This is a genomic window from Marinifilum sp. RC60d5, from assembly GCF_052400665.1.
Taxonomy (GTDB): domain Bacteria; phylum Bacteroidota; class Bacteroidia; order Bacteroidales; family Marinifilaceae; genus JBQTGK01.
Map to the genome: position 1 here is coordinate 601,060 of NZ_JBQTGK010000001.1, position 23,995 is coordinate 625,054.

Consider the following 23,995-nt stretch of genomic DNA (forward strand, 5'->3'; position numbering starts at 1 on the left):
ATTCAAAATGTTAATTAAAACCTTTAAACATGCGATTAGCGTTTCTTCTTATCAGCATGTCCTCTAAAAGTACGAGTTGGCGCAAATTCACCTAATTTATGGCCTACCATGTTTTCAGTAACATAAACAGGAATGAATTTGTTTCCGTTGTGAACGGCAATTGTGTGCCCTACGAAATCCGGAGAAATCATAGAACGTCTTGACCAGGTTTTCATCACTGACTTTTTACCTGATTCGTTTTGCTCCAATACTCGTTTCTCCAATTTGAAATCGATAAAAGGGCCTTTTTTTAATGAACGACTCATAACAATCTAATTAATCAAATTACTTTTTCCTTCTTTCAACAATATACTTATTAGAAGCATTCTTCTTGGCACGAGTTTTAAACCCTTTAGCCAACACACCTGTTCTAGAACGAGGGTGTCCACCTGAAGACTTACCTTCACCACCACCCATTGGGTGATCAACTGGGTTCATTACCACACCACGAACGCGAGGTCTTCTACCTAACCATCTAGTACGACCGGCTTTACCGCTTCTCTCCAACGCATGGTCGGTATTAGAAACAGTTCCAATAGTCGCTTTACAGGTTACTAGAATCATTCGAACTTCACCAGAAGGTAATTTGATCATTGCATATTTGCCTTCTCTTGAAACAAGTTGAGCATATGCACCAGCGCTACGAGCCATCACAGCACCTTGAGAGGGTCTTAATTCAATATTATGAATTATTGTACCTAATGGGATATCAGATAATGGCATTGCGTTTCCGATTTCAGGAGTTACCTTTTCGCCAGAAAGCAAAGTTTGTCCAACTTCGAGTCCATTTGGAGCGATAATATAACGCTTCTCTCCGTCTGCATACACAAGTAATGCGATACGCGCAGTACGGTTTGGATCGTATTCAATCGAAACAACTTTTGCGGGAACCCCGTCTTTGTCTCTTTTGAAATCAATAACTCGATATCTTCTCTTGTGACCACCACCTATATATCTCATTGTCATCTTACCAGTGTTATTTCTACCACCGGTTTTCTTCATTGGTCTTAACAATGATTTCTCAGGTTTGTCTGTAGTTACCTGCTCAAAGGTATTTAAGATCTTATTTCTTTGACCAGGAGTTACAGGTTTTAATTTACGTACAGCCATTTTCTATTAAATATTGCTATAAAAATCTATATTATCACCTTCAACTAAAGTAACGATCGCCTTTTTAAAAGACGCAGTTCTTCCCTCAATCACACCTGCTTTAGTGAAACGGCTCTTCTTTTTACCTTGATAATTCATGGTATTAACAGACGCCACCTTAACATTGTACATTGATTCTACTGCTGCCTTAATATCGATCTTTGTCGCTCTACGATCCACAACAAAACCAAAGCGATTAAATTTCTCGCTTTGCTCAGTCATTTTCTCAGTAACGATTGGCTTAATTAAAATATCCATTTTTTTAAACTTAGTTTAGTTTAAACATTTCATCGAGCCCTTTTACTGAGCTCTCTACAAACACCAAAGTTGAAGCTTTCATAATGTCATAAGTTGCCAAGTCAGAAACACGAACAACTTTTACATTCTTCAAATTACGAGAAGACAAATATATGTTTTTATTATCTTCAGATAAAACTAAAAGTACTTTTTTATCAGATACTTTAAGGCTATTTTGAAGTGCAACAAAACTTTTTGTCTTTACAGTCTCGAAATTAAAGTCTTCAACTACCATTAAAGCTTCATTTTGAGCTTTAATTGTTAAAGCAGATTTACGAGCTAATTGCTTCAGTTTTTTATTCAATTTGAAACCGTAGTTTCTTGGACGAGGACCGAATACACGACCTCCACCTCTGAATACAGGTGATTTAATGCTACCAGCACGAGCTGTACCGGTACCTTTTTGCTTCTTAATCTTAGCAGTACTACCAGAAATATCAGCTCTCTCTTTTGATTTATGAGTTCCCTGACGTTGGTTTGCTAAAAATTGTTTTACATCTAAGTAAATAGCGTGCTCGTTTGGTTCGATGCCGAAAACTGAATCGTTGAATTCAATTTTTCTCCCTGTATCTTCTCCAGCTGTGTTTAAAATAGTTAATTCCATTACTTTTCAATAATTACGTATGAACCTTTAGACCCTGGAAGAGATCCTTTAACTAATAATAAGTTGTTCTCAGGAATTACCTTAAGAACTTGAAGGTTTTGAACCTTCACAGTATCCCCACCTGTACGTCCGGCCATTCTCATGCCTTTAAATACGCGAGCTGGGTAAGATGCAGCACCAATAGAACCAGGCGCTCTCAAACGGTTATGCTGACCGTGTGTAGAACCACCTACTCCGCCAAAACCATGACGTTTCACTACCCCTTGAAAACCTTTACCTTTTGACACTCCGCTTACGTCTACAAAAGACGACTCTTCAAAGATATCAACTGTAACAGCATCTCCTAATTTATAATCAGCTTCGAATTCAGAGAACTCAACAAGCTTCTTTTTAGGGGTTGTATTTGCCTTTTTAAAGTGCCCATCTAGCGCTTTAGTTGTTCGCTTTTCCTTTTTATCGTCAAAAGCCAACTGAAGTGCTTCATAACCATCAGATTCAACTGTTTTGATCTGGGTTACAACACATGGACCTGCCTCAATGACAGTGCATGGAATATTTTTTCCCTCGGCACTGTAAACGGAAGTCATTCCGATTTTTTTTCCAATTAATCCTGGCATTTCTCTTTACTTTTTAATAATAAATCTTACAGATTATCAAACTTTAATTTCAACTTCTACTCCACTAGGCAACTCTAGTTTCATCAAAGCATCAATTGTATTTGCAGTTGAACTGTAAATATCGATCAAACGCTTAAAAGAAGAAAGTTGAAACTGTTCTCTAGATTTCTTGTTCACGAAAGTTGAACGAAGAACAGTAAAAATTCTTTTGTGAGTTGGAAGTGGAATTGGACCGCTAACAACTGCACCTGTAGCCTTAACTGTCTTAACGATTTTCTCAGCTGATTTATCAACTAAATTATGATCGTAAGATTTCAGTTTAATTCTAATTTTTTGGCTCATCTTATTTATATATTATACGATGATTTAATTATAATAATTCTACTTTACCTTTTGCATTCTCTACAACTTCTTTGGCAATACCTTTTGGTACCTCCTCGAAGTGAGAAAATTCCATTGAAGAGTTTGCACGACCTGAAGATAGAGTTCTTAATACAGTCACATAACCAAACTGTTCAGACAATGGTACTTTAGCATTTACAACACGAGCTCCGTGTTTCGACTCCATACCTTCTACCTGACCACGACGTTTGTTCAAGTCACCAATAATATCTCCCATATATTCTTCTGGTGTAATAACCTCCATTTTCATGATAGGCTCAAGAAGAACTGGATTTGCTTTAGCACAAGCTTCTTTGAAACCTTGCTTAGCAGCCATCTCAAATGATAATTGATCCGAATCAACTGGGTGGAAAGATCCATCAACCAAAACAACTTTTAGAGTATCAACAGTATAACCTGCTAAAACACCATTTTTCATAGCTTCGGTAAAACCTTTCTGCACCGAAGGAACAAATTCCTTAGGAATATTACCACCTTTAATTTTATCAACAAATTGCAATCCTTCTCCTTCAAAATCTTCATCAACTGGAGATAATATGAATGAAATATCAGCAAACTTACCACGTCCACCTGATTGCTTTTTGAATACATGACGCAACTCAACAGTTCCTTTAATAGCTTCTTTATAAGCAACCTGAGGTGCCCCCTGATTACACTCAACTTTAAATTCACGTTTCAAACGGTCAATAATGATATCTAAGTGAAGCTCACCCATACCAGAAATTACAGTTTGACCTGAATCTTCGTCTGTTTTAACCTGGAAAGTTGGATCCTCTTCAGCCAATTTAGCTAAAGCCATACCCATCTTATCAACATCTTTTTGAGTCAATGGTTCAACAGCGATACCAATTACTGGATCTGGGAAATCCATTGATTCAAGTTCGATTGGAGTTTCTTTTTGACATAGAGTATCTCCAGTACGAATATCTTTAAATCCTACACAAGCACAAATATCACCTGCTTCAACACGATCGATAGCATTTTGCTTATTCGAATGCATTTGATACAAACGAGAAATACGCTCCTTATTACCTGATCTTGTATTGTAAACATACGATCCAGCATCAATAGCTCCAGAATACAAACGAGTAAATGCCAAACGACCTACGAATGGATCTGTAGCAATTTTAAATGCTAAGGCTGCCAATGGCTCATCAGCATCAGGCTTACGAGTCACTTCTTCATCAGTACCAGGAACAGTACCAACAATTGCTTCAACATCTAGTGGAGATGGCATATAAGTAATAATAGCATCTAGCAAACGCTGAACACCTTTATTTTTAAATGCAGAACCACATAGCATTGGTACAATTTTCATAGAAATAGTCGCTTTACGAATAACAGCATACATTTCTTCTTCAGTGATTGAATCAGGATCCTCAAAGAATCTCTCCATCAATTCTTCATCTTGCTCAGCAACTGCTTCTACCAATACTTCTCTCCACTCATTTGCATCAGCAACTAAATGATCTGGAATATCTTCCAATGTATAGTTTGTACCATTCTCATCATCGTACCATACAACAGCTTTCATAGTAATCAAATCGACTACACCACGAAAAGTATCTTCTGATCCAATAGGAATCTGAATAGGGATAGGATTAGCTCCTAATTTTTCTTTTACCTCGCGCACAGCTTTGAAAAAGTCAGCACCAGAACGGTCCATCTTATTTACAAATCCCATACGAGGAACTCTATATTTATCAGCTTGTCTCCACACAGTCTCAGACTGAGCCTCAACACCACCAACAGCACAGAAACATGCAACAGCACCATCCAATACACGTAATGAACGTTCTACCTCTACAGTAAAATCAACGTGGCCCGGTGTGTCAATAATATTAATCTGGTATTTACTTTTGTCGTAATTCCAGAAACAAGTTGTAGCTGCCGAAGTAATTGTAATACCTCTTTCTTGCTCTTGCTCCATCCAGTCCATTGTAGCAGCACCATCATGTACCTCACCAATTTTGTGAGACACCCCTGTATAATACAAGATACGCTCGGTAGTTGTTGTTTTACCGGCGTCGATGTGTGCCATAATACCAATGTTTCTGGTAAATTTTAAATCTCTTTTAGCCATTTTCTTTGTCTTCTACAAATTGCTTGAACAATTATTAAAATCTAAAGTGAGCGAAAGCACGGTTAGCTTCAGCCATTCTGTGCGTATCCTCTTTCTTTTTATAAGCTCCACCTTCTTCGTTGAAACCAGCTACAATTTCTGCAGATAATTTATCAGCCATAGATTTACCTGATCTCTTACGAGCAAAAAGAATCATATTCTTAATAGAAATAGACATTTTTCTTTCTGGACGAATTTCCATTGGAACCTGAAAAGTAGCACCTCCAACACGACGACTCTTCACCTCAACAGCTGGAGTAATGTTTTCTAAAGCTTTCTTCCAAATCTCAAGAGGAGACTTCTCTAACTTCTCAGTTTTAGCCTTAACGATATCCAAAGCATCATAAAACACTTTAAAGGCAAGATTTTTCTTACCATCCACCATCAAGTCATTTACAAATCTTGTTACCAAAACATCATTAAATTTTGGGTCTGGCAACAAAATCCTTTTTTTAGGTCTTGATTTTCTCATTTCTTTTAGTTTACGAGCTATTCGTATGTTAGCTGCCCAAAATGCGTCTTCAACAATCTCTCGACTATTTACTCAACTTAGTGGGAACAACACATAAACTATAACTCCTACAGTTACAAACTAGATTTCAACTACTTTTTCTTTGGTCTCTTAGTACCATACTTAGAACGACGCTGCATACGACCTTCTACTCCTGAAGCATCAAGAGCACCACGAACAAGGTGATATCTTACACCTGGAAGATCTTTTACACGACCACCTCTAATCAATACGATAGAGTGCTCTTGCAAATTGTGACCTTCACCTGGAATATAAGCATTCACTTCTTTTCCGTTAGTCAATCTAACACGTGCTACTTTACGCATAGCCGAGTTAGGCTTCTTAGGTGTAGTTGTGTACACACGTACGCAAACCCCTCTTCTTTGAGGACAAGAATCCAATGCCGGAGCCTTGCTTTTCTCTTGAAGCTTGGTTCTTCCTTTTCTAACTAACTGTTGAATTGTAGGCATATTAACAATTACTTTTTTTAATTAAATATATTTTAACAAATTGGTTTGCAAAGGTATTATTTATTTACTAAAAACAATAGCAGAACTGTTGTATTTTGTAAAAACCCCTTGAAATCAGCGCACAAAGGTATGAAAAGCCTTTAGAAAAGACAAGTTATTATCAACCAAAAAAATAACTATTCTAAAAAAAATTCCGAAACCGTTTATTCTCGTGGGAAAATTTAATGATAAAGTTAAAAAAACGAGCATTTTCAAAACTTAACAATTCTTTTTTAGCTTATTAACTCTAATGTGTATTGTATCTTATTAAAAAGTTAATTAAATTGGAAAGCCTTAAAACCAATCTAAACTAGATTCAATAAAATCTCAGTTTTTATTTTCAAGAGTAATAAACCCAAAAAAATATCATTATGAAAGTGTATCAATCAAATGAAATTAAGAACATCGCCCTCATTGGCAATGCCGGCTCGGGTAAAACTACCCTAGCCGAGTGTATGTTGTTTGAAGGCGGTGTTATTACAAGACGTGGAAATGTTGAAGATAATAACACCGTTTCTGATTATAACCCTGTAGAACATGAATATGAAAATTCTGTCTTTTCAACAGTTTTATATACAGAATGGCTTGGAAAAAAAATTAACTTTATTGATACGCCTGGGGCAGATGATTTCTCGGGCGGTGTTATTTCAGCCCTAAATGTAACAGACACTGGCCTAATGCTTATTAATGCCCAACAAGGTGTAGAAGTGGGGACCGAAATAATTGGAAGAAGGGCAGCTGCTTTAAACACTCCTCTTATTTTTGTCATAAATCAACTAGATCACGATAAAGCAAATTTTGAACAATCAATAGAATCTGCGAAGACAAATTTTGGAAATAAGGTTACAATTGTACAATATCCCGTAAACGTTGGCGTAAATTTTAATGCTGTTGTTGATGTACTAAAAATGAAAATGTATCAGTGGGGACCAGATGGAGGTGAACCTGAAATTTTAGATATTCCTGATACCGAAAAAGCAAAAGCAGATAATTATCACAATGAACTTGTCGAATCTGCAGCAGAGAATGAAGAAGCCTTAATGGAACTCTATTTTGACAAAGGAACTTTGACAGAAGAAGAAATGCGGGAAGGAATAAAAAAAGGAATGATTGCCGGAGATCTATTTCCTGTATTTTGTATTGCTGCTAAAAAAGATATGGGTGTTCGCAGATTAATGGAATTTATTGGTAACATCGTACCTTTCGTTACTGAAATGCCAGCAATCCCAACCATAAGTGGCCGAGAAGCTAAATGCGACCCCAAAGCCCCTACCTCATTATTTGTTTTTAAAACATCAATGGAACCACATATTGGGGAGGTAAGTTATTTTAAAGTTATCTCAGGAAGCGTAAAAGAAGGAGATGACTTAACAAATGTTAATAATGACACCAAAGAAAGGCTATCTCAACTATATTTGGTAGCAGGTCGAAACAGAGAAAGAGTACCTGAACTTGTTGCAGGAGATATAGGTGCTACAGTAAAACTTAAAAATACAAAAAACAACCACACATTAAATTGTAAAGATTGCGATTTTACATATAAAGAAATTGAATTTCCTGAACCAAAATACAGAACTGCTGTTAAAGCAAAAGAAGATGGCGATGACGAAAGATTAGGTGAATTACTTCATAGGATTCATGAAGAAGATCCAACAATTTTAATTGAATATTCAAAAGAGCTAAAACAAATTATTCTTCATGGTCAAGGTGAATTTCATTTAAATACACTTAAATGGAGATTGCTTCATAATGACAAAATGGAAATAGAATTCCTTACTCCGAAAATTCCTTATCGCGAAACTATTACTAAGCTAGCACAAGCAGATTATCGACACAAAAAACAATCTGGTGGATCGGGACAATTTGGTGAAGTACACATGATTATTGAGCCATTTGAGGAAGGAATGCCTGATCCTGTGATGTATAATATAAATGGTAAAGATCTTAAAGTTAACCTCAGAGGAAAAGAGGAGCATGAACTTAGCTGGGGTGGCAAATTAGTTTTCTGCAACTGTATTGTAGGCGGAGCCATTGATACACGATTTCTCCCTGCAATTCTTAAAGGAATTATGGAAAAAATGGATGAAGGACCACTAACAGGCTCGTACGCAAGAGATATTAGAGTTGTGGTTTACGATGGAAAAATGCACGCAGTAGACTCCAATGAAATATCATTTAAGCTAGCTGGACGCCATGCCTTTAGTGCTGCCTTTAAAAATGCTGGTCCTAAAATTCTCGAACCTATTTATGATATTGAAGTATTAGTTCCTGAAGATAGAATGGGTGATGTAATGAGTGATCTTCAAACACGCAGAGCCCTAATTATGGGAATGGAAGCAGAAAAGGGATTTCAAAAAATTATCGCCAAAGCACCTTTAAAAGAAATGAATAAATATTCTACTTCTCTAAGCTCTTTAACAGGCGGTAGAGCACAATTCACAATGAAGTTCGCAGAATATGAAAAAGTTCCTGCTGATGTTCAAAAAGAACTATTGGCAGCTTACGAAGAAGAAACTGCAGAAGTTTAAATACGACAGTAAAAATAAAACCGTCTCATTTATCTTGAGACGGTTTTATTTATTACAAAAAACAGTAAAGAGATCTATTCTTAGATCTTTATTTTCTTATGAGCATAAACGATCCTTTTTTGGTGTATTTTTTTGTTTGCTCCTCCCTGCCAACAGCAGTGATAACATAAAAATAAGTACCTGGAGTAGCCCATTTTCCATTTACTTTTCCATTCCAACCTTCATCAGGATTTTTCCATTCATAAACAACCCTACCCCAACGATTAAAAACAATAGCATGAAAACTTTTTAAAGATTGCGACTTCGCTCTCCAAACATCATTTTTGCCATCGCCATTTGGCGTGAATACATTCGGCACCTGAACTAAAGAAGTATCAACAACAATGGGAGTAGTTAAAATCATCTCATCAACACAAACATCAGGACCTTTATCGGATTTAACAATTAACTTAACAAAATAGTTTCCTGGATGCTGATACGTGTATGGATCTATATTTTCATCAATAAGAATATCATTTAATAACAAACTATCTTCAGTAATTAAAGCACCCTCATCAATCCTATCATAATCTTGATACAAGAACCACTCATAATCAGTAGCGTTCACTGTAGCATTTGTAAATTCCACATCAAGAGGTGCCTCTCCCGTTTCCGGATTTACTGCAAAATCAGCTTTTACAGCATAAGTAGGCGTACTTACAACATCTGAAGTAAACTCACAAGCATATTGATCTGAAACCAACATTAAATATGTGTCATCTCCCTCATAAGCCTCCGTATCAATAAAACTCTTATCAGAACCATCGTAATTACTTATAGGAGTAGACTGTACTATCGCACCATTTCTAGAAAGAGTAAAAATAATACGATCATCTACAGAAACATTTAATAAACTAGTTGATGGAATATCGAAATATTGCAGATTCTTCTTTGTAAAGGTTGATTTAAAATGCACCCCAACACAATCCAATAGATCCAGATTTAATATGGGATTCGAATTTGAATTATTCAAAACCCAAGCCTGATCCTCAACATCTGTCTCTCCGCTTTTGGAGATTAGAACTTTATAAAGTCCGTCTGAAAGATTAGTGATAATAGAAGACATGCCATTTTCAGTGATTATAATAGTTGTAAAGTCTGTTGCTGTCTCATCCCATTTAGTCCACGTAAAAGTCCAGCCAGATGTTCCATCAGGGGAGTCGGCTCTTAATTCGCCAACTCCAGTTCCAATTTTATCACAGAACACATAAATTGAATCCTGAGGTGAACTGGTATATTCAGATAAAGTTGAATAATCGGCATTTAAAGATGTAATCTGAGAAAACACCGAATTAGAAATTAACACTACCGATAATAAAAGAATAGATCGGAATATTTTTACAATTTGCAATAAATCAAACTTGAATTTCATCATTATTTACGACTGATTTTTGATACATCTTAATTTACAATATTAAAAAAATTTAAGCCGTTTTTTCCATAATAATGAATTATCTTACCGCTTAATTTAAAAAAACAAGGCAGAATTAAGCTACAAGTGTTATTTTTGAGCTTCGAAAATTACCGATAAATCAATTTAAGAGAATGGAATATTTAGATGAGTTAAACCCGGTTCAAAGAGAAGCCGTAGAAAACATTACGGGAGCATCACTTGTTATTGCAGGTGCAGGCTCAGGAAAAACAAGGGTTCTTACTTATAGAATTGCTCACTTATTAAATAAGGGTATCAAACCATACTCGATACTAGCCCTTACTTTCACCAATAAGGCTGCTAAAGAAATGAAGGATAGAATTAGTAGCATAGTAGGACCGCAACAAGCACAAAGCCTATGGATGGGAACATTTCACTCTATTTTTTCTAAAATTTTAAGGTACGAAGCAGAGCACCTTGGTTTCGATTCTAATTTTACAATTTACGACACACAGGATTCTCGGAATTTATTTCGGGCTATCATAAAAGAGATGCAGCTCGACGATAAAGTCTACAAAGCCAACGAGGTTCAAAACCGAATTTCCTCAGCAAAAAATAATTTGGTTACCGCAAATGCTTATGCACAAAATGACAAAGCACAAAAAGCAGATATGCAGTCTCGCCGTCCTTTAATTCATGAGATATATAAAAGATATAGCCATAGATGCCGACAAGCAAATGCGATGGATTTTGATGATCTACTACTCCAAACAAACATACTATTCAAAACCAAACCGGAAATTCTAGCCAAATATCAAGACAAGTTTAAATATGTGCTTGTTGATGAGTATCAGGATACCAATTATTCACAATATTTAATTGTAAAAAAATTGGCAGAAAATCATAAAAATGTTTGTGTAGTTGGTGATGATGCTCAAAGTATCTATTCTTTTCGAGGTGCAAAAATTGAAAATATCCTGAACTTCAGAAACGATTACCCTGATTACAAATTGTACAAACTTGAACAAAATTACAGATCTACACAAACAATTGTAAATGCAGCTAACAGTATTATTCATAAAAATAAAGGCCAAATAAAGAAAGTTTCTTTTTCGGAAAATGATATAGGAGATAAAATAAAGGTTGTTAAAGCCTTAACCGATCATGAAGAAGGATATTTAATTTCGAATGATATATTCGAAACCCGAATGCGGGAACATTGTTCCTATCAGGACTTTGCTATTCTATACAGAACAAATGCACAATCGAGAATTTTTGAAGAATCACTGAGAAAGCTTAATTTGCCCTATAAAATATATGGAGGCTTGTCCTTTTATCAACGTAAGGAGATTAAAGATTTATTAGCTTACTGTCGAATGGCCGTAAACCCTAACGACGAAGAGGCAATAAAAAGAGTAATTAATTATCCAAAACGAGGAATTGGAGCAACAACAATAAACAAATTACAGGATGCAGCGGCTCAGAATGCCTGCAGTATATGGAATATTATATGTGGATTACACCAGCGGCCTTATGGTTTAAATGCCGGAACAATCTCTAAAATTACAAAGTTTGCCAATTTAATTGCCGGTTTTCAAAGTAAATTAGAAACCGAGAGTGCTTTTGATATGGCCAGTGATATTGCTAAATCAACAGGAATTATAAAAGAACTTTATAATGACAGATCACCAGAAGGAGTTTCCCGACATGAAAATATTCAGGAACTTTTAAATGGTATTCAGGAATTTACACAAAATGCACTGGAAGAAGGTAAAGAATTACACTTGCCAAATTTTCTTGAAGATGTAGCCCTACTAACAGATCAGGACAACGAAAAAGATGAAGACCGCGAGAAAATTACATTAATGACAATTCACTCCGCAAAAGGATTAGAATTCCCTTATCTTTTTATTGTTGGCTTAGAGGAAGAATTGTTTCCATCACAAATGGCAAGTGGTACTTCGCAGGAGTTAGAAGAAGAGAGAAGATTATTTTATGTTGCCCTAACACGAGCAGAAAAAAGAGCAACTTTGTCTTTTGCAAGATCTAGATACAAATGGGGAAACATGAGCTATCCTCGTCCGAGTCGTTTTATTCGCGAAATAGATGAAAGATATTTGGAGTTTGGCTACGATGAAGCACCCGAATTTAGCGGAAATACAGCAAATCAGAACCAAAGTCATACAGAATATGAGATCCCTAGTGAGCCAACTAGATTTCAGCAAAAAAGAAATTTCTCATCAAAACCAAAACTTACAAAACCATTAGTTCGTACTAAAGTAAGTGAAAATAATGATCCGAACTTTAGCCCTTCGAATCCCGAGTTAATACAGGCTGGGATGGTTGTTGAACATCAGCGGTTCGGAAAGGGTAAAGTATTACAAATAGAAGGCAGTAAACCAAATATTAAAGCAAGCGTATTTTTTAAAACTGTAGGACAAAAACATCTCCTTTTAAAGTTCGCAAAACTTAAAATTATAGGATAATTTCCATCACAATTTGTAGGAGTACAAGAAAAAATATACATTTGCAATGAGTTCCAAGACTTTCTGGGCTTGTCGATTACCATATTAGGTACATAAAAATTTCATTATTCTTCAATAGTAATTTAACCGACAAGCTCTTAGTCACACCGAATAATTGAAAAACTGACTTCAATTTTTTTTTGTTATAAATGTGTTCTTTTGCCATAATTCGGTATAAAGTACCAGTTGGAATAAAATTATATTACCGAGAATTAATACAACGGATTAAATGGATTATAATTCAAACAGGAAACATCTTGTTCTTCCTGAATATGGACGAAACGTTCAGAAAATGGTTGACTTTGCAATGACTGTTGAAGACAAAGATGAAAGAAACCGTGTGGCAAAAAGTATAATTGCTGTAATGGGTAACATGTATCCACATTTAAGAGATGTTAGCGATTTTAGACATAAACTGTGGGATCATTTAGCAATCATGTCTAATTTCAGTATGGATATCGATTCTCCTTACGAAGCACCAACTAAAGAAAAACTGGCCGAAAGACCAGATAAAATACCGTATAATAATCAGCGAATTAAATACAAACATTACGGTAGAACAATAGAAGCTTTAATCGAAAAAGCAATTGAATTAGAAGAACCGAAAGAAAAGGAAGCTTTAATTCAGATGATCGCTAATCACATGAAAAAATCTTTTATCAACTGGAATAAAGATAGTGTACCAGACGATAAAATTTTTCAGGATCTTATTCACCTTTCAGATGGAAAGCTTCAAATTCCTGAAGAAATGAAACTCCGGGAAAGCAGAGATAAAGATTTTTCCAAAAAAAATATGAAAAGGAAAAACCCGCGGGATCATCGAAACGATAACAGAAAATTTCAAAAAAAGAGATAAACATAGCAAGCCGGATTTTTTCCGGCTTTTTTTTATTTGCAATACCATTAGTTTGAACCCATCTGAATGATTTTTATAATTATCTTTAACTTATCATTCACACCAAATTAATAAACAAATGAGCACATTTGAAATAACAGGAGGAAAATCTCTAAAAGGAGAATTAACTCCGCAAGGAGCAAAAAATGAAGCCCTTCAAATTCTTTGCGCTACCCTATTAACAAACGAAAAGGTTACGATTCATAATATTCCTAACATTCTCGATGTTAACAAACTAATCGAATTGCTATCTGACCTTGGAGTAAGTGTATCGCAGGAATCTAAAAATACATACTCATTCAAAGCAGAAAATATAGATCTTGAATATTTAAACTCTCCGGAATTTGCAAAAAAAGGATCTTCATTACGAGGTTCGATTATGATTATTGGACCTTTATTGGCTCGATTTGGGAAAGGCTATATTCCTCGTCCGGGCGGAGATAAAATTGGCAGACGAAGACTAGATACCCACTTTATTGGTTTCCAAAAACTAGGTGCCAAGTTCAATTTCAATCCTGGAGAAAACTTTTACCGAGTAGAAGCTAAAGAACTAACCGGGACTTATATGTTACTCGATGAAGCATCGGTTACAGGAACAGCAAATATTATAATGGCAGCCGTTTTGGCAAAAGGCATTACAACAATATACAACGCTGCATGCGAACCCTATATTCAGCAATTGTGTAAAATGCTAATTTCGATGGGTGCAAAAATCTCTGGTGTAGGCTCTAACCTTTTAAACATAGAGGGTGTTAAAAGCTTACATGCTTGCGAGCATAGAATACTCCCCGACATGATAGAGATTGGTAGTTTTATAGGCTTGGCAGTTATGACCAAATCGGAAATAACCATAAAAGATGTTGCTTACAATGAATTGGGCATGATTCCTAATGCATTTAAACGTCTTGGAATTAAAATGGAATTAAAGGGAGATGATATTTTTATCCCTAAGCAAGAAAATTACGAAATTGAGACCTTTATTGATGGCTCTATTCTAACCATTGCCGATGCACCCTGGCCAGGACTTACACCCGATTTATTAAGTGTTTTTCTAGTTGTTGCAACTCAGGCAAAAGGAAGTGTATTAATTCATCAAAAAATGTTCGAAAGTCGTTTATTCTTTACAGATAAACTAATAGATATGGGTGCACAAATTATTCTTTGCGATCCTCATCGTGCAACTGTTATTGGATTAAACCAGGAACAGCAACTTAGACCAACGACTATGGTTTCACCAGATATTCGAGCAGGAGTTGCCTTATTAATAGCTGCATTATCGGCCGATGGAAAAAGTACAATTCATAATATTGATCAGATAGACCGTGGATATGAAAATATCGACTTAAGACTAAATGCAATTGGTGCAAATATCAAAAGAATTGTTAATTAACTATTCATTAACACCTCAAACAAGTAGATATTTTTACTTTTAAATTGTAAAAATTAGAAAGTAATCATTAAAAATTATAGTGTTATGAAGAAATTAAAGGTCTTACTTATATTATTTGCATTCTCTTTTTCTGCCTTTACATCAAATGCAGCGCTCACAAAAGGTGAATCTGCAAAAGAAGGATTTAATGTTGGAGATAAATTACCTGACATCATAGCCAAATCGACAAGTGGAAAAGAAATAAAACTTAGCTCATTAAAAGGAAAAGTTGTTTTGGTCGATTTTTGGGCTTCGTGGTGTCCGCCTTGTAGAGCCGAAAACCCAAGAATAGTATCTGCATATAAGCAGTTTAAAAACTTAAAATTTAAAAATGGAAATGGTTTTACCATCTATAGTTTTTCTCTAGATAAAAAACTGGCCAGTTGGAAAGCAGCAATTTCAAAAGATAAATTAAATTGGGAATACCATGTTAGTGAATTAAAAGGATGGCATTCTCCTACGTCTAATAAATTTGGAATAAATTCTATTCCTGCAAATTTTCTTATTGATGGAAATGGAATTATTCTGGCGAAAAATCTTAGAGGGGAAAAATTAGAATTAGTATTACAACATTATCTAAAAAAATAAATTCTAATTATTAAAAATACTTAAACCGATTACTGAATTTTCCAGTAATCGGTTTTTTTATGCATAACGATATAAGATACATTATTACATATAATTTATTCAACAAAACATTTATACCTAAAGAAGAATATTCGCATGAAATGACAAAATATGAAAAACTTACAGTTTCAAATTCTATCTTTGTGTCAATTTGTCGCAAAGGAGTAAATTGGCAGGTTATTTGATCAAGAGAGCAAATAAAATTTAGAACAAAAAAAATCATTGAAAAATGACGAAAGATAAAAGCAAATCAAAAAAAGATAAATTGGAAGAGAAGGATTTGGAAACTACTGTAGAACAAACTGTAGAAGAACAAGAGCTTAAAGAGGAGCCTAAAGCAGAAAAAAAGAAGGAAAAGAAAAAATCTGCCAAAGAAAAAAAAGCAGATGAACTGGAAGAATTAGGACAAAAACTTCAGGATATTAATGACAAATACATGCGTTTATCTGCTGAATTTGACAACTATAGAAAAAGAACATTAAAAGAGAAAATGGAGCTTACCAAGTCGGCAGGTGAAAAAATTCTTGTTAATGTACTTCCTGTTATGGATAACTTTGAACGTGCCCTTCAATCAATGGATGATGCCAAAGATATCGAAGCTCTTAAAGAAGGAGTTAAATTGATATACAGTAACTTTAAAGATTTTATTAGCCAGAATGGCGTAAAAGAAATTGAAGCTGTAAACCAGGAATTTGATACAGATATCCATGAAGCAATCACAAAAATACCAGCCCCTTCAGAAGATTTGAAAGGAAAAGTTGTTGATTGTGTTGAAAAAGGATACACTCTAAACGAGAAAGTAATTCGTTTCTCAAAAGTTGTTGTGGGAGAATAAATATCTGATTCCTAAATCTAAGCTGAAAAAAAATGTCTAAAAGAGATTATTACGAGGTACTTGGGGTTTCAAAATCAGCCTCAGAAGCCGAATTAAAGAAAGCATATCGCAAAAAGGCAATACAATTTCATCCAGATAAAAACCCGGATGACAAACAAGCCGAAGAAAACTTTAAGGAAGCTGCTGAAGCTTATGAAGTGTTAAGCAATCCTGAAAAACGTCAGCGATACGACCAATTTGGTCATGCAGGAATGAGCGGAGCTTCCGGAGGTGGTTTCGGCGGTGGCGGAATGAATATGGAAGATATTTTCTCACACTTTGGAGATATTTTTGGTGGAGGAAGTTCATTCTTCGGCGGCGGTTTTGGCGGCGGAGGCGGTCGTAGCTCACGAAGAGTTAACCGAGGCAGTAACCTTAGAGTAAAGGTAAAACTAACTTTAAAAGAAATTGCCGAAGGAGTAGAAAAGAAAATCAAAGTCAAAAAATACATCGAGTGTAAATCGTGTAATGGCTCTGGAGCAAAAGATGGTTCCTCTTTCTCAACATGTACAACCTGTAACGGATCGGGTCAGGTAACAAGAATTCAGAATACAATTCTGGGTCAAATGCAAACTGCATCAACTTGTCCTTCGTGTAATGGTGAAGGTAAAATTATTACCAATAAATGTACTAGCTGTGCAGGCGAAGGAATTGTTCGCGACGAAGAAATAATTACCATTAATATACCTGCTGGTGTTGCCGAAGGAATGCAGCTATCGGTTAGCGGAAGAGGTAATGCCGCTCGCCGTGGTGGTGTAAATGGCGATCTTCTTATCTTAATTCAGGAAGAAGAACACCCAGATTTAGTGCGAGATGAAAACGACTTACTATATAACCTTTTCATTAGCATTCCTGATTCTATTTTAGGAACAGCTGTTGAAATTCCAACTATCGATAATAAAGTAAAAGTTAAGATAGACGCAGGAACTCAGCCTGGTAAAATTTTACGTTTACGTGGCAAAGGTTTACCTGATGTAAACGGATACGGCAAAGGTGATTTACTTGTTAAAATTAACGTTTGGATACCAAGCAACGTTTCAAAAGATGAAAAGAAAATTCTTGAGAAACTTCAAGCCTCTGATTCATTTACACCCAAACCAACAAATCACGAAAAAAGCTTTTTTAAAAAGGTGAAAAACTTTTTTGAGTAAAAGTAATTCTAAAATATAATTATCCTCAACCATTGGTTGGGGATTTTTTTTGTAAAACTTATACATCCATAAAAAACAAAATAAAAACCTGTATATTCTTTATTATGTCGATTTTGTACGTTGAGATTATTAAAATTCCGTACATTAGATTTCGATTTAAGTATGAGATGCATAAAACCTAAATAATTTTACATGATATTTTTCGAAGCAAAAGACGTTGTTAAGCAATATGCAGAACACAAAGCTCTTAATAAAGTAAGCATTGCTGTTCCTAAAGGCAGTATTTTCGGCCTTTTAGGACCAAATGGAGCCGGAAAAACAACACTTATTCGCATTATTAATCAGATTACAGGTCCCGATTCAGGACAAGTATTTTTTAATGGTGAACCCCTAAAACCTGAAGATGTAAAACGCATTGGATACCTTCCCGAGGAAAGAGGTTTGTATAAGAAAATGAAAGTTGGAGAGCAAGCTTTATATTTGGCACAACTAAAAGGTATGAGCCAAAAAGAAGCAACTACAAAATTAAAAACCTGGTTCGAAAAATTCGATATTCTTCAATGGTGGGATAAAAAAGTAGAAGAACTCTCGAAAGGGATGCAACAAAAAATTCAATTTATTGTTACCATTCTGCATGAACCAGAATTATTAATATTCGACGAACCCTTTAGTGGATTTGATCCTATTAACACCAATCTTCTGAAAAAAGAAATTCTCGAACTTCGCGATAAAGGTGCTACCATAATTTTCTCTACTCATAATATGGGTTCTGTTGAAGAAATATGCGATCATATAGCATTAATCAACAAATCGGAAAAGATTTTAGATGGACCGGTAGAACAAATCAAGAAAAATTACAGAACCAACACCTACGAAATAACTTACACAGGTGAATTCGATAAACTGAATCAAGTATTAAAATCAGATTTCGAAATTGTAGATCAGATAAAAGGCATTGAATCAAATAGTTTAAAAATAAAATTAAACAATGGTTCTACTTCCAACGAGCTACTTGCACAACTCTTACCTTATTTAAATATCATTTCATTCAGCGAAATAATTCCTAGTATGAACGATATTTTTATTAGAGTCGTTAACGAAAACAAAACAATCTAACCTATAGATCTATACCAATGAATAAAATTTTTATCATTATACAAAGAGAATATCTTTCTCGTGTAAAAAAGAAATCATTCTTGATATTAACTTTTCTTACTCCATTATTAATTGCTGGAATATACGCTTTTATGATATGGATGATGCTAAAAGATGATACCGAACAAAGAACCATTGCTGTTATTAACGAATCGCAACTAAGCGAGCCCGTAAAAAGCACCGAATACACAAGCTTTAATTATCTTGAGAATGCCAATTTTGAAGATGTAAAAAGTCAAATGGAAGACAAAGGCTATTATGCCATTCTTGTAATTCCAAATGACATTTTAGAAAAACAGACTGCAGAACTTTTTTCCTACAAACAAGTTACCATTGAAGTTAAATCGGAAGTAGGTTCTCAAATCAGGCAGCACATCGAAAAAATAAAACGATCTAAAATTATTGCAGAAGCCAACATGCCCGATTTAGAGCAGAAACTAGCAGCCACAAAAACCCCTATTTCAATGAAAACCATTAAGTTTGGAGAAGGCGGAGAGGTGAAACAAAGCTCTACCGAAATTGCAATGGGAATTGGCTTTGTAGCGAGCTTTATTATTTACATGTTTATTTTCCTTTACGGTGTGCAGGTAATGCGTGGAGTAATCGAAGAAAAAAGCAATCGTATTGTAGAGGTTATAATTTCGTCGGTAAAACCATTTCAGCTAATGATGGGTAAAATTGTTGGTGTTGCAATGGTTGGATTAACACAGTTTATTATGTGGGTTATATTATCGGGTGTAATTATTACCATTGGAACAGCTGTTATATTGCCTGGTATCGATGTAGATACTCTTCAGCAAGCCCAATCGATTACCGAACTACCCGAAGGAGCTGCAAACATGAATGTGGAACAATTTAAAATGGCACAAGAAATTTTCGGAACCTTCGACTTAGCTTACGTAGCAAGTATTTTAGGTGCCTTTGTATTCTTTTTCCTAGGCGGATATTTATTATACTCTGCCTTATTTGCAGCCGTTGGTAGTGCTGTTGATAACGAAACAGAAACTCAACAATTTATGATGCCAATTACAATACCGTTAATTTTGGCTTTATACATTGGCTTTGCAGTAGCAAAAAATCCTGAAAGCAGTTTAGCCTTTTGGGGATCAATTATACCATTTACCTCACCTATTGTAATGCTGGTAAGAATACCTTTTGGGGTACCAATATGGGAATTACTACTATCAATGACCTTATTAATAGGAACTTTCCTATTTATCACCTGGGTAGCGGCAAAAATATATCGTACAGGTATTTTAATGTACGGAAAAAAAGTTTCCTACAAAGAAATATGGAAATGGCTTCGATATCATAATTAAAATTCAGCAAGTTATATTTAAACAAATGCCTCAAAATAATTGAGGCATTTGTTATATTATATAAAAAAGGCATAATTTTTGGTAGAACCTTAATCGTACATAAACAGCGAGTAAATTCAATACTTTGATGAAAGAAATGAATCAAAAACAAAGTTTTTACTATCTTCGGTTATGAATAGATTATTGCGTACTTTTTTTAATGCAAGAATCATAATTCAAACTATCACTTAAGAAATAAAAATGCAAATAAAACGGATTTCTGTAATTGATTTAGGAACCAATACATTTAATTTATTGGTAGCAGAATATGGTGGAACAGAAAAACCAAAAATCCTGCATCGATCTAAATATCCTACTAAAATTGGGAAAGGCGGAATCAATAGTAATAGAATAACAGAAGAAGCCATTGACAGAGCAAAAAATGCTTTCGATAGTATCGATAAGATATCAAAAGCACATGATGTAGATAAGAGCATTGCCTTTGCTACTTCAGCCATTAGGACGGCCGAAAATGGAGCCGATTTTGTAAATATGCTTCAAAATAAATATAAGGTTACTATCGAAATTATTTCGGGAGACAGAGAAGCCGAATTGATTTATACAGGAACTAAAAATGCCATTGATTTAAATCATGAATCAATTGCTATTCTTGATATTGGTGGTGGAAGCAATGAAATAATTATTGCCAACGAAAAAAAGATATTCTGGAAAAAAAGCTACCCACTCGGAATGACTCGTCTGCTGGAAAAATTTAATCCTTCGGACCCAATTCAAAAAGGAGAAATAAAAACTATTGAAACTTACCTAAAAGAACAACTCACAGATTTAATCGAAGCCATAGAATTACATTCGGTAAAGACCTTAATTGGCTCGTCGGGTTCTTTCGATACTTTTAAGCAAATACTACTTGCCGAAGGACAACATTTAAATGGATTACCCGAAACACAATTTGAGATAAAACTGAAAGATTTTTTCAGATTACATCAAAAATTTATCAACTCAACTCTCGAGGAGCGACAAGTTATTAAGGGAATGGATCCCGTTCGAGTTGAACTTATGGTTATTGCAAGTATTTTTATTAATTATCTGGTAAAAGAAACTGGATTTAGTAAATTGTACCAATCATCGTATTCCCTAAAAGAAGGTGCATTATACGACTTTATAGAACAAAATATTAACTCGGCAGAAGTAAGTTCTACCCAAGTAAAATAACAAACATGTCAAAAATTCTTATCATCGACGACGAAAAAAGTATTCGCAATACATTAAAAGACATTCTTAGCTACGAAAATTATGAGATTAGTTTAGCCGAAAATGGAATTGAAGGTCTTGAAATAGCCAAAAATGATGAATTTGACGTGATTTTATGTGATATTAAAATGCCTAAAATGGATGGAATCGAGGTTCTTGAACAAGTTCAGGAGCTTGCTATCGACACACCCATTATCATGATATCAGGACATGGAAACATTGATACTGCAGTGGAATCGATAAAAAAAGGAGCCTTCGATTTTATTGAGAAACCTTTAGATCTGAATCGGATATTGATTACCATTAAAAATGCAATGGACAAATCGAAATTGATTACCGAAACCAAGGTTTTAAAACGAAAAGTGAATAAAAAATATGAGATGATCGGCGAATCGGATGCCATTAATAAGGTAAACGAAATGATCGACAAGGTTGCTCCTACCGATGCACGTGTTCTTATTACCGGCTCCAATGGTACTGGAAAAGAATTAGTAGCTCATCGTATTCATGAACAAAGCAATCGCTGCAAAAGTCCGTTTATAGAGGTAAACTGTGCCGCCATTCCTTCCGAATTAATAGAAAGTGAATTATTTGGTCACGAAAAAGGAGCTTTTACTTCGGCTCATAAACAACGCAAAGGAAAATTTGAACTGGCCGATGGAGGAACACTCTTTCTCGACGAAATTGGAGATATGAGCCTATCGGCACAAGCCAAAGTTTTACGTGCCTTACAAGAAAATAGAATAACGCGTGTTGGTGGCGATAAGGAGATTAAAGTTAATGTTAGGGTAATAGCCGCAACCAACAAAAATTTAGCTACCGAAATCGAAAACAATAATTTCAGAGAAGATTTATATCATCGCCTAAGCGTAATTTTAATAACAGTGCCATCTCTAAACGAACGCATTGAAGATGTTCCCTTACTGGCAAATCATTTTGTAGATATGATATGCGGGGAAATGGGCTTGCCTGTAAAAAAAATAAAGGAAGATGCTCTTAAAGAATTAAAGAAAATCAACTACACAGGAAACATTAGAGAATTTAGAAATATTATAGAAAGGCTTATTATTCTGGGACAGGAAAGTATTAGTGCTGATGATGTAAGATCCTATACTAAATCAGCAGATTAAATGAGAACCGAATCAGATTTTATAGGACAAAGAGAAATTCCAAAAAATGCACTTTGGGGAATCCATTCGCTTCGTGCAAAAGAGAATTTTCCAGACAATACTCCATTTCACAAAGAATGGTTTATGGCGGTAGGAATTGTAAAGCAAGCCTGCTACGCTACATATTTAGATTTTCTGCAAGGAATATCTAAAAAATACCCTAATCAGGATTTTCCTTTTCAATTAATCGATAAAAATCTGATTGAAATTCTTAAAAATGTAGCCTCAGAAATAAACCAAGGCAAGCATTTTGAAAATTTTATAGTCCCTGCAATTCAAGGTGGTGCCGGCACTAGTATTAACATGAATGTAAACGAGATTATCGCTAACAGAGCTCTTCATATTAAAGGCGAAAATTGTGGTGATTACGATAAAATTGATCCTTTCGAACATGCTAATATTTTTCAGTCTACCAACGATGTAATTCCAACTGCACTTAAAGTTGCAGCCATAAGATTATTACAAAATCTGGAAAACTCCATCAATAAATTAAGAACGCAGGTCGAAAAAACCGAAAAGGAAAATCGAAATATACTGCGACAGGGATATACACAAATGCAAGCTGCTGTTCCCTCCTCTTACGATAAACTATTTAGCACATATAACAATGCACTTTCTCGCGATTGGTGGAGAATTTCGAAATGCTTCGAACGAATAAAAGAGGTAAATCTGGGAGGTGGAGCAATTGGCACAGGCTTATCTATACCCCGTTTTTTTATTATAGAAGTTGTTCCCAATTTGCAGAAACTAACAGGGCTTCCCATTACCCGATCGGAAAATTTATCAGATGCAACAGCTAATCAGGATGCTTTCGTGGAAGTTCATGCCATATTAAAAGCACATGCTGTAAACCTCGAAAAAATGGCTTCCGATTTGCGACTTTTAGCTTCGGATATCTTTCATAACAAAGAAGTACATTTACCACAAAAACAAGTAGGTAGTTCAATTATGCCTGGCAAAATAAATCCTGTAATTCCCGAGTTCATTATAAGCTCGGCCCACAAAGTTTACTCCAACGATATGATGATTAGCAACCTGGCAGGACAAGGTTGTTTGGAATTAAATGCTTATCTCCCATCTATCGGACATGCGTTAATCGATAGCATAAAACTACTAATTGCTGCCAACGATACTTTGGCTAAAAATTTATTCGCCGATTTACAAATCAAAACAAATCATCGTTTTGAGAATGTATTGAAAAACCCATCGGTAGCAACCGCTTTATCTCCCTATATTGGATATCATCAGGCGGCAAAATTAGCCAACGAAATGAAGAATCATAAAATTACTGTTGTTGAAGCCAACACTAATTTAAAAATAATAAATTCTAAAATATTACATAAGCTCATTCAGCCCAAAGAACTTTTAAAAATGGGTTTCATAATAAGCGACACAATTAACAATGAGTAAT

The 23,995-nt window shown here is 35.1% G+C and carries 22 protein-coding genes; 12 read left to right on the forward strand and 10 right to left on the reverse strand.

Annotated features, from left to right (window positions below; genetic code table 11):
* Positions 1-35: 35 nt before the first annotated feature.
* From rpsS to rpsL, 9 genes are all read right to left on the reverse strand, one after another.
* Complete coding sequence (gene rpsS, locus ACT3CE_RS02510) at positions 36-305, reverse strand: 30S ribosomal protein S19 (protein ID WP_152732729.1); 270 nt, start codon at positions 303-305, stop codon at positions 36-38.
* 19 nt (positions 306-324) lie between these two features.
* On the reverse strand, positions 325-1,149 hold the full coding sequence (gene rplB, locus ACT3CE_RS02515) for a 50S ribosomal protein L2 (protein ID WP_320118275.1): 825 nt from the start codon (positions 1,147-1,149) through the stop codon (positions 325-327).
* A 6-nt stretch (positions 1,150-1,155) separates the two neighbouring features.
* The gene (gene rplW, locus ACT3CE_RS02520; RefSeq protein ID WP_444708183.1) at positions 1,156-1,446 is read right to left on the reverse strand and encodes a 50S ribosomal protein L23; all 291 of its coding nucleotides are present in this window, start codon (positions 1,444-1,446) and stop codon (positions 1,156-1,158) included.
* A 10-nt stretch (positions 1,447-1,456) separates the two neighbouring features.
* Complete coding sequence (gene rplD, locus ACT3CE_RS02525; protein ID WP_444708184.1) at positions 1,457-2,089, reverse strand: 50S ribosomal protein L4; 633 nt, start codon at positions 2,087-2,089, stop codon at positions 1,457-1,459.
* Positions 2,089-2,706 (reverse strand): 50S ribosomal protein L3, encoded by a 618-nt coding sequence (gene rplC, locus ACT3CE_RS02530; protein WP_444708185.1) that lies wholly within the window; start codon positions 2,704-2,706, stop codon positions 2,089-2,091. Before rplC ends, rplD begins: the two co-directional genes overlap by 1 nt.
* 36 nt (positions 2,707-2,742) lie before the next feature.
* Positions 2,743-3,048 carry a 30S ribosomal protein S10 gene (gene rpsJ / locus ACT3CE_RS02535; RefSeq protein ID WP_110361030.1) on the reverse strand — a complete coding sequence of 102 codons (306 nt, stop codon included), beginning with the start codon at positions 3,046-3,048 and terminating at the stop codon, positions 2,743-2,745.
* 28 nt (positions 3,049-3,076) lie between these two features.
* Positions 3,077-5,191: an elongation factor G gene (gene fusA, locus ACT3CE_RS02540; RefSeq protein WP_444708186.1), complete on the reverse strand. Its 2,115-nt coding sequence runs from the start codon at positions 5,189-5,191 to the stop codon at positions 3,077-3,079.
* 34 nt (positions 5,192-5,225) lie between these two features.
* Positions 5,226-5,702 carry a 30S ribosomal protein S7 gene (rpsG, locus tag ACT3CE_RS02545; protein WP_444708187.1) on the reverse strand — a complete coding sequence of 159 codons (477 nt, stop codon included), beginning with the start codon at positions 5,700-5,702 and terminating at the stop codon, positions 5,226-5,228.
* A 131-nt stretch (positions 5,703-5,833) separates the two neighbouring features.
* Positions 5,834-6,211, reverse strand: a complete 378-nt coding sequence (rpsL, locus tag ACT3CE_RS02550; RefSeq protein WP_054714004.1) for a 30S ribosomal protein S12 — start codon at positions 6,209-6,211, stop codon at positions 5,834-5,836.
* Between the two features lie 410 nt (positions 6,212-6,621).
* On the opposite strand from rpsL, the gene ACT3CE_RS02555 reads away from it, so the two are divergent.
* Positions 6,622-8,778, forward strand: a complete 2,157-nt coding sequence (locus ACT3CE_RS02555; RefSeq protein ID WP_444708188.1) for an elongation factor G — start codon at positions 6,622-6,624, stop codon at positions 8,776-8,778.
* 88 nt (positions 8,779-8,866) lie between these two features.
* Here the strand turns inward: ACT3CE_RS02555 and ACT3CE_RS02560 are convergent, their stop codons facing one another.
* Positions 8,867-10,192 carry a gliding motility-associated C-terminal domain-containing protein gene (locus ACT3CE_RS02560; protein WP_444708189.1) on the reverse strand — a complete coding sequence of 442 codons (1,326 nt, stop codon included), beginning with the start codon at positions 10,190-10,192 and terminating at the stop codon, positions 8,867-8,869.
* Between the two features lie 170 nt (positions 10,193-10,362).
* On the opposite strand from ACT3CE_RS02560, the gene ACT3CE_RS02565 reads away from it, so the two are divergent.
* The 11 genes from ACT3CE_RS02565 to ACT3CE_RS02615 all read left to right on the forward strand — a co-directional run bounded on the left by ACT3CE_RS02565 (position 10,363) and on the right by ACT3CE_RS02615 (position 23,994).
* On the forward strand, positions 10,363-12,675 hold the full coding sequence (locus ACT3CE_RS02565) for an ATP-dependent helicase (RefSeq protein WP_444708190.1): 2,313 nt from the start codon (positions 10,363-10,365) through the stop codon (positions 12,673-12,675).
* A 268-nt stretch (positions 12,676-12,943) separates the two neighbouring features.
* Complete coding sequence (locus ACT3CE_RS02570) at positions 12,944-13,570, forward strand: DUF4290 domain-containing protein (protein WP_444708191.1); 627 nt, start codon at positions 12,944-12,946, stop codon at positions 13,568-13,570.
* Between the two features lie 118 nt (positions 13,571-13,688).
* Complete coding sequence (murA, locus tag ACT3CE_RS02575; protein ID WP_444708192.1) at positions 13,689-14,999, forward strand: UDP-N-acetylglucosamine 1-carboxyvinyltransferase; 1,311 nt, start codon at positions 13,689-13,691, stop codon at positions 14,997-14,999.
* 84 nt (positions 15,000-15,083) lie between these two features.
* Positions 15,084-15,626, forward strand: coding sequence for a TlpA family protein disulfide reductase (locus ACT3CE_RS02580; RefSeq protein WP_444708193.1), 543 nt, complete (start codon positions 15,084-15,086; stop codon positions 15,624-15,626).
* Between the two features lie 268 nt (positions 15,627-15,894).
* Positions 15,895-16,500: a nucleotide exchange factor GrpE gene (locus ACT3CE_RS02585; RefSeq protein ID WP_444708194.1), complete on the forward strand. Its 606-nt coding sequence runs from the start codon at positions 15,895-15,897 to the stop codon at positions 16,498-16,500.
* A 32-nt stretch (positions 16,501-16,532) separates the two neighbouring features.
* Positions 16,533-17,690, forward strand: a complete 1,158-nt coding sequence (gene dnaJ, locus ACT3CE_RS02590; RefSeq protein WP_444708195.1) for a molecular chaperone DnaJ — start codon at positions 16,533-16,535, stop codon at positions 17,688-17,690.
* Positions 17,691-17,882: 192 nt separating this feature from the next.
* On the forward strand, positions 17,883-18,806 hold the full coding sequence (locus tag ACT3CE_RS02595; RefSeq protein WP_444708196.1) for an ABC transporter ATP-binding protein: 924 nt from the start codon (positions 17,883-17,885) through the stop codon (positions 18,804-18,806).
* A gap of 17 nt (positions 18,807-18,823) precedes the next feature.
* Positions 18,824-20,164 carry an ABC transporter permease gene (locus ACT3CE_RS02600; protein ID WP_444708197.1) on the forward strand — a complete coding sequence of 447 codons (1,341 nt, stop codon included), beginning with the start codon at positions 18,824-18,826 and terminating at the stop codon, positions 20,162-20,164.
* 240 nt (positions 20,165-20,404) lie between these two features.
* Positions 20,405-21,376 (forward strand): Ppx/GppA phosphatase family protein, encoded by a 972-nt coding sequence (locus ACT3CE_RS02605; protein WP_444708198.1) that lies wholly within the window; start codon positions 20,405-20,407, stop codon positions 21,374-21,376.
* Positions 21,377-21,381: 5 nt separating this feature from the next.
* Positions 21,382-22,545 (forward strand): sigma-54-dependent transcriptional regulator, encoded by a 1,164-nt coding sequence (locus ACT3CE_RS02610; RefSeq protein ID WP_444708199.1) that lies wholly within the window; start codon positions 21,382-21,384, stop codon positions 22,543-22,545.
* Positions 22,546-23,994, forward strand: coding sequence for a lyase family protein (locus ACT3CE_RS02615; RefSeq protein WP_444708200.1), 1,449 nt, complete (start codon positions 22,546-22,548; stop codon positions 23,992-23,994).
* The last annotated feature ends 1 nt before the right edge of the window (position 23,995 follow it).

What these genes read in the sequence shown, in the direction of transcription:
- rpsS (WP_152732729.1), bottom strand. Translation starts at nt 305, where the DNA reads ATGAGTCGTTCATTAAAAAAAGGCCCTTTTATCGATTTCAAATTGGAG.
- rplB (WP_320118275.1), bottom strand. Translation starts at nt 1,149, where the DNA reads ATGGCTGTACGTAAATTAAAACCTGTAACTCCTGGTCAAAGAAATAAG.
- rplW (WP_444708183.1), bottom strand. Translation starts at nt 1,446, where the DNA reads ATGGATATTTTAATTAAGCCAATCGTTACTGAGAAAATGACTGAGCAA.
- rplD (WP_444708184.1), bottom strand. Translation starts at nt 2,089, where the DNA reads ATGGAATTAACTATTTTAAACACAGCTGGAGAAGATACAGGGAGAAAA.
- rplC (WP_444708185.1), bottom strand. Translation starts at nt 2,706, where the DNA reads ATGCCAGGATTAATTGGAAAAAAAATCGGAATGACTTCCGTTTACAGT.
- rpsJ (WP_110361030.1), bottom strand. Translation starts at nt 3,048, where the DNA reads ATGAGCCAAAAAATTAGAATTAAACTGAAATCTTACGATCATAATTTA.
- fusA (WP_444708186.1), bottom strand. Translation starts at nt 5,191, where the DNA reads ATGGCTAAAAGAGATTTAAAATTTACCAGAAACATTGGTATTATGGCA.
- rpsG (WP_444708187.1), bottom strand. Translation starts at nt 5,702, where the DNA reads ATGAGAAAATCAAGACCTAAAAAAAGGATTTTGTTGCCAGACCCAAAA.
- rpsL (WP_054714004.1), bottom strand. Translation starts at nt 6,211, where the DNA reads ATGCCTACAATTCAACAGTTAGTTAGAAAAGGAAGAACCAAGCTTCAA.
- ACT3CE_RS02555 (WP_444708188.1), top strand. Translation starts at nt 6,622, where the DNA reads ATGAAAGTGTATCAATCAAATGAAATTAAGAACATCGCCCTCATTGGC.
- ACT3CE_RS02560 (WP_444708189.1), bottom strand. Translation starts at nt 10,192, where the DNA reads ATGATGAAATTCAAGTTTGATTTATTGCAAATTGTAAAAATATTCCGA.
- ACT3CE_RS02565 (WP_444708190.1), top strand. Translation starts at nt 10,363, where the DNA reads ATGGAATATTTAGATGAGTTAAACCCGGTTCAAAGAGAAGCCGTAGAA.
- ACT3CE_RS02570 (WP_444708191.1), top strand. Translation starts at nt 12,944, where the DNA reads ATGGATTATAATTCAAACAGGAAACATCTTGTTCTTCCTGAATATGGA.
- murA (WP_444708192.1), top strand. Translation starts at nt 13,689, where the DNA reads ATGAGCACATTTGAAATAACAGGAGGAAAATCTCTAAAAGGAGAATTA.
- ACT3CE_RS02580 (WP_444708193.1), top strand. Translation starts at nt 15,084, where the DNA reads ATGAAGAAATTAAAGGTCTTACTTATATTATTTGCATTCTCTTTTTCT.
- ACT3CE_RS02585 (WP_444708194.1), top strand. Translation starts at nt 15,895, where the DNA reads ATGACGAAAGATAAAAGCAAATCAAAAAAAGATAAATTGGAAGAGAAG.
- dnaJ (WP_444708195.1), top strand. Translation starts at nt 16,533, where the DNA reads ATGTCTAAAAGAGATTATTACGAGGTACTTGGGGTTTCAAAATCAGCC.
- ACT3CE_RS02595 (WP_444708196.1), top strand. Translation starts at nt 17,883, where the DNA reads ATGATATTTTTCGAAGCAAAAGACGTTGTTAAGCAATATGCAGAACAC.
- ACT3CE_RS02600 (WP_444708197.1), top strand. Translation starts at nt 18,824, where the DNA reads ATGAATAAAATTTTTATCATTATACAAAGAGAATATCTTTCTCGTGTA.
- ACT3CE_RS02605 (WP_444708198.1), top strand. Translation starts at nt 20,405, where the DNA reads ATGCAAATAAAACGGATTTCTGTAATTGATTTAGGAACCAATACATTT.
- ACT3CE_RS02610 (WP_444708199.1), top strand. Translation starts at nt 21,382, where the DNA reads ATGTCAAAAATTCTTATCATCGACGACGAAAAAAGTATTCGCAATACA.
- ACT3CE_RS02615 (WP_444708200.1), top strand. Translation starts at nt 22,546, where the DNA reads ATGAGAACCGAATCAGATTTTATAGGACAAAGAGAAATTCCAAAAAAT.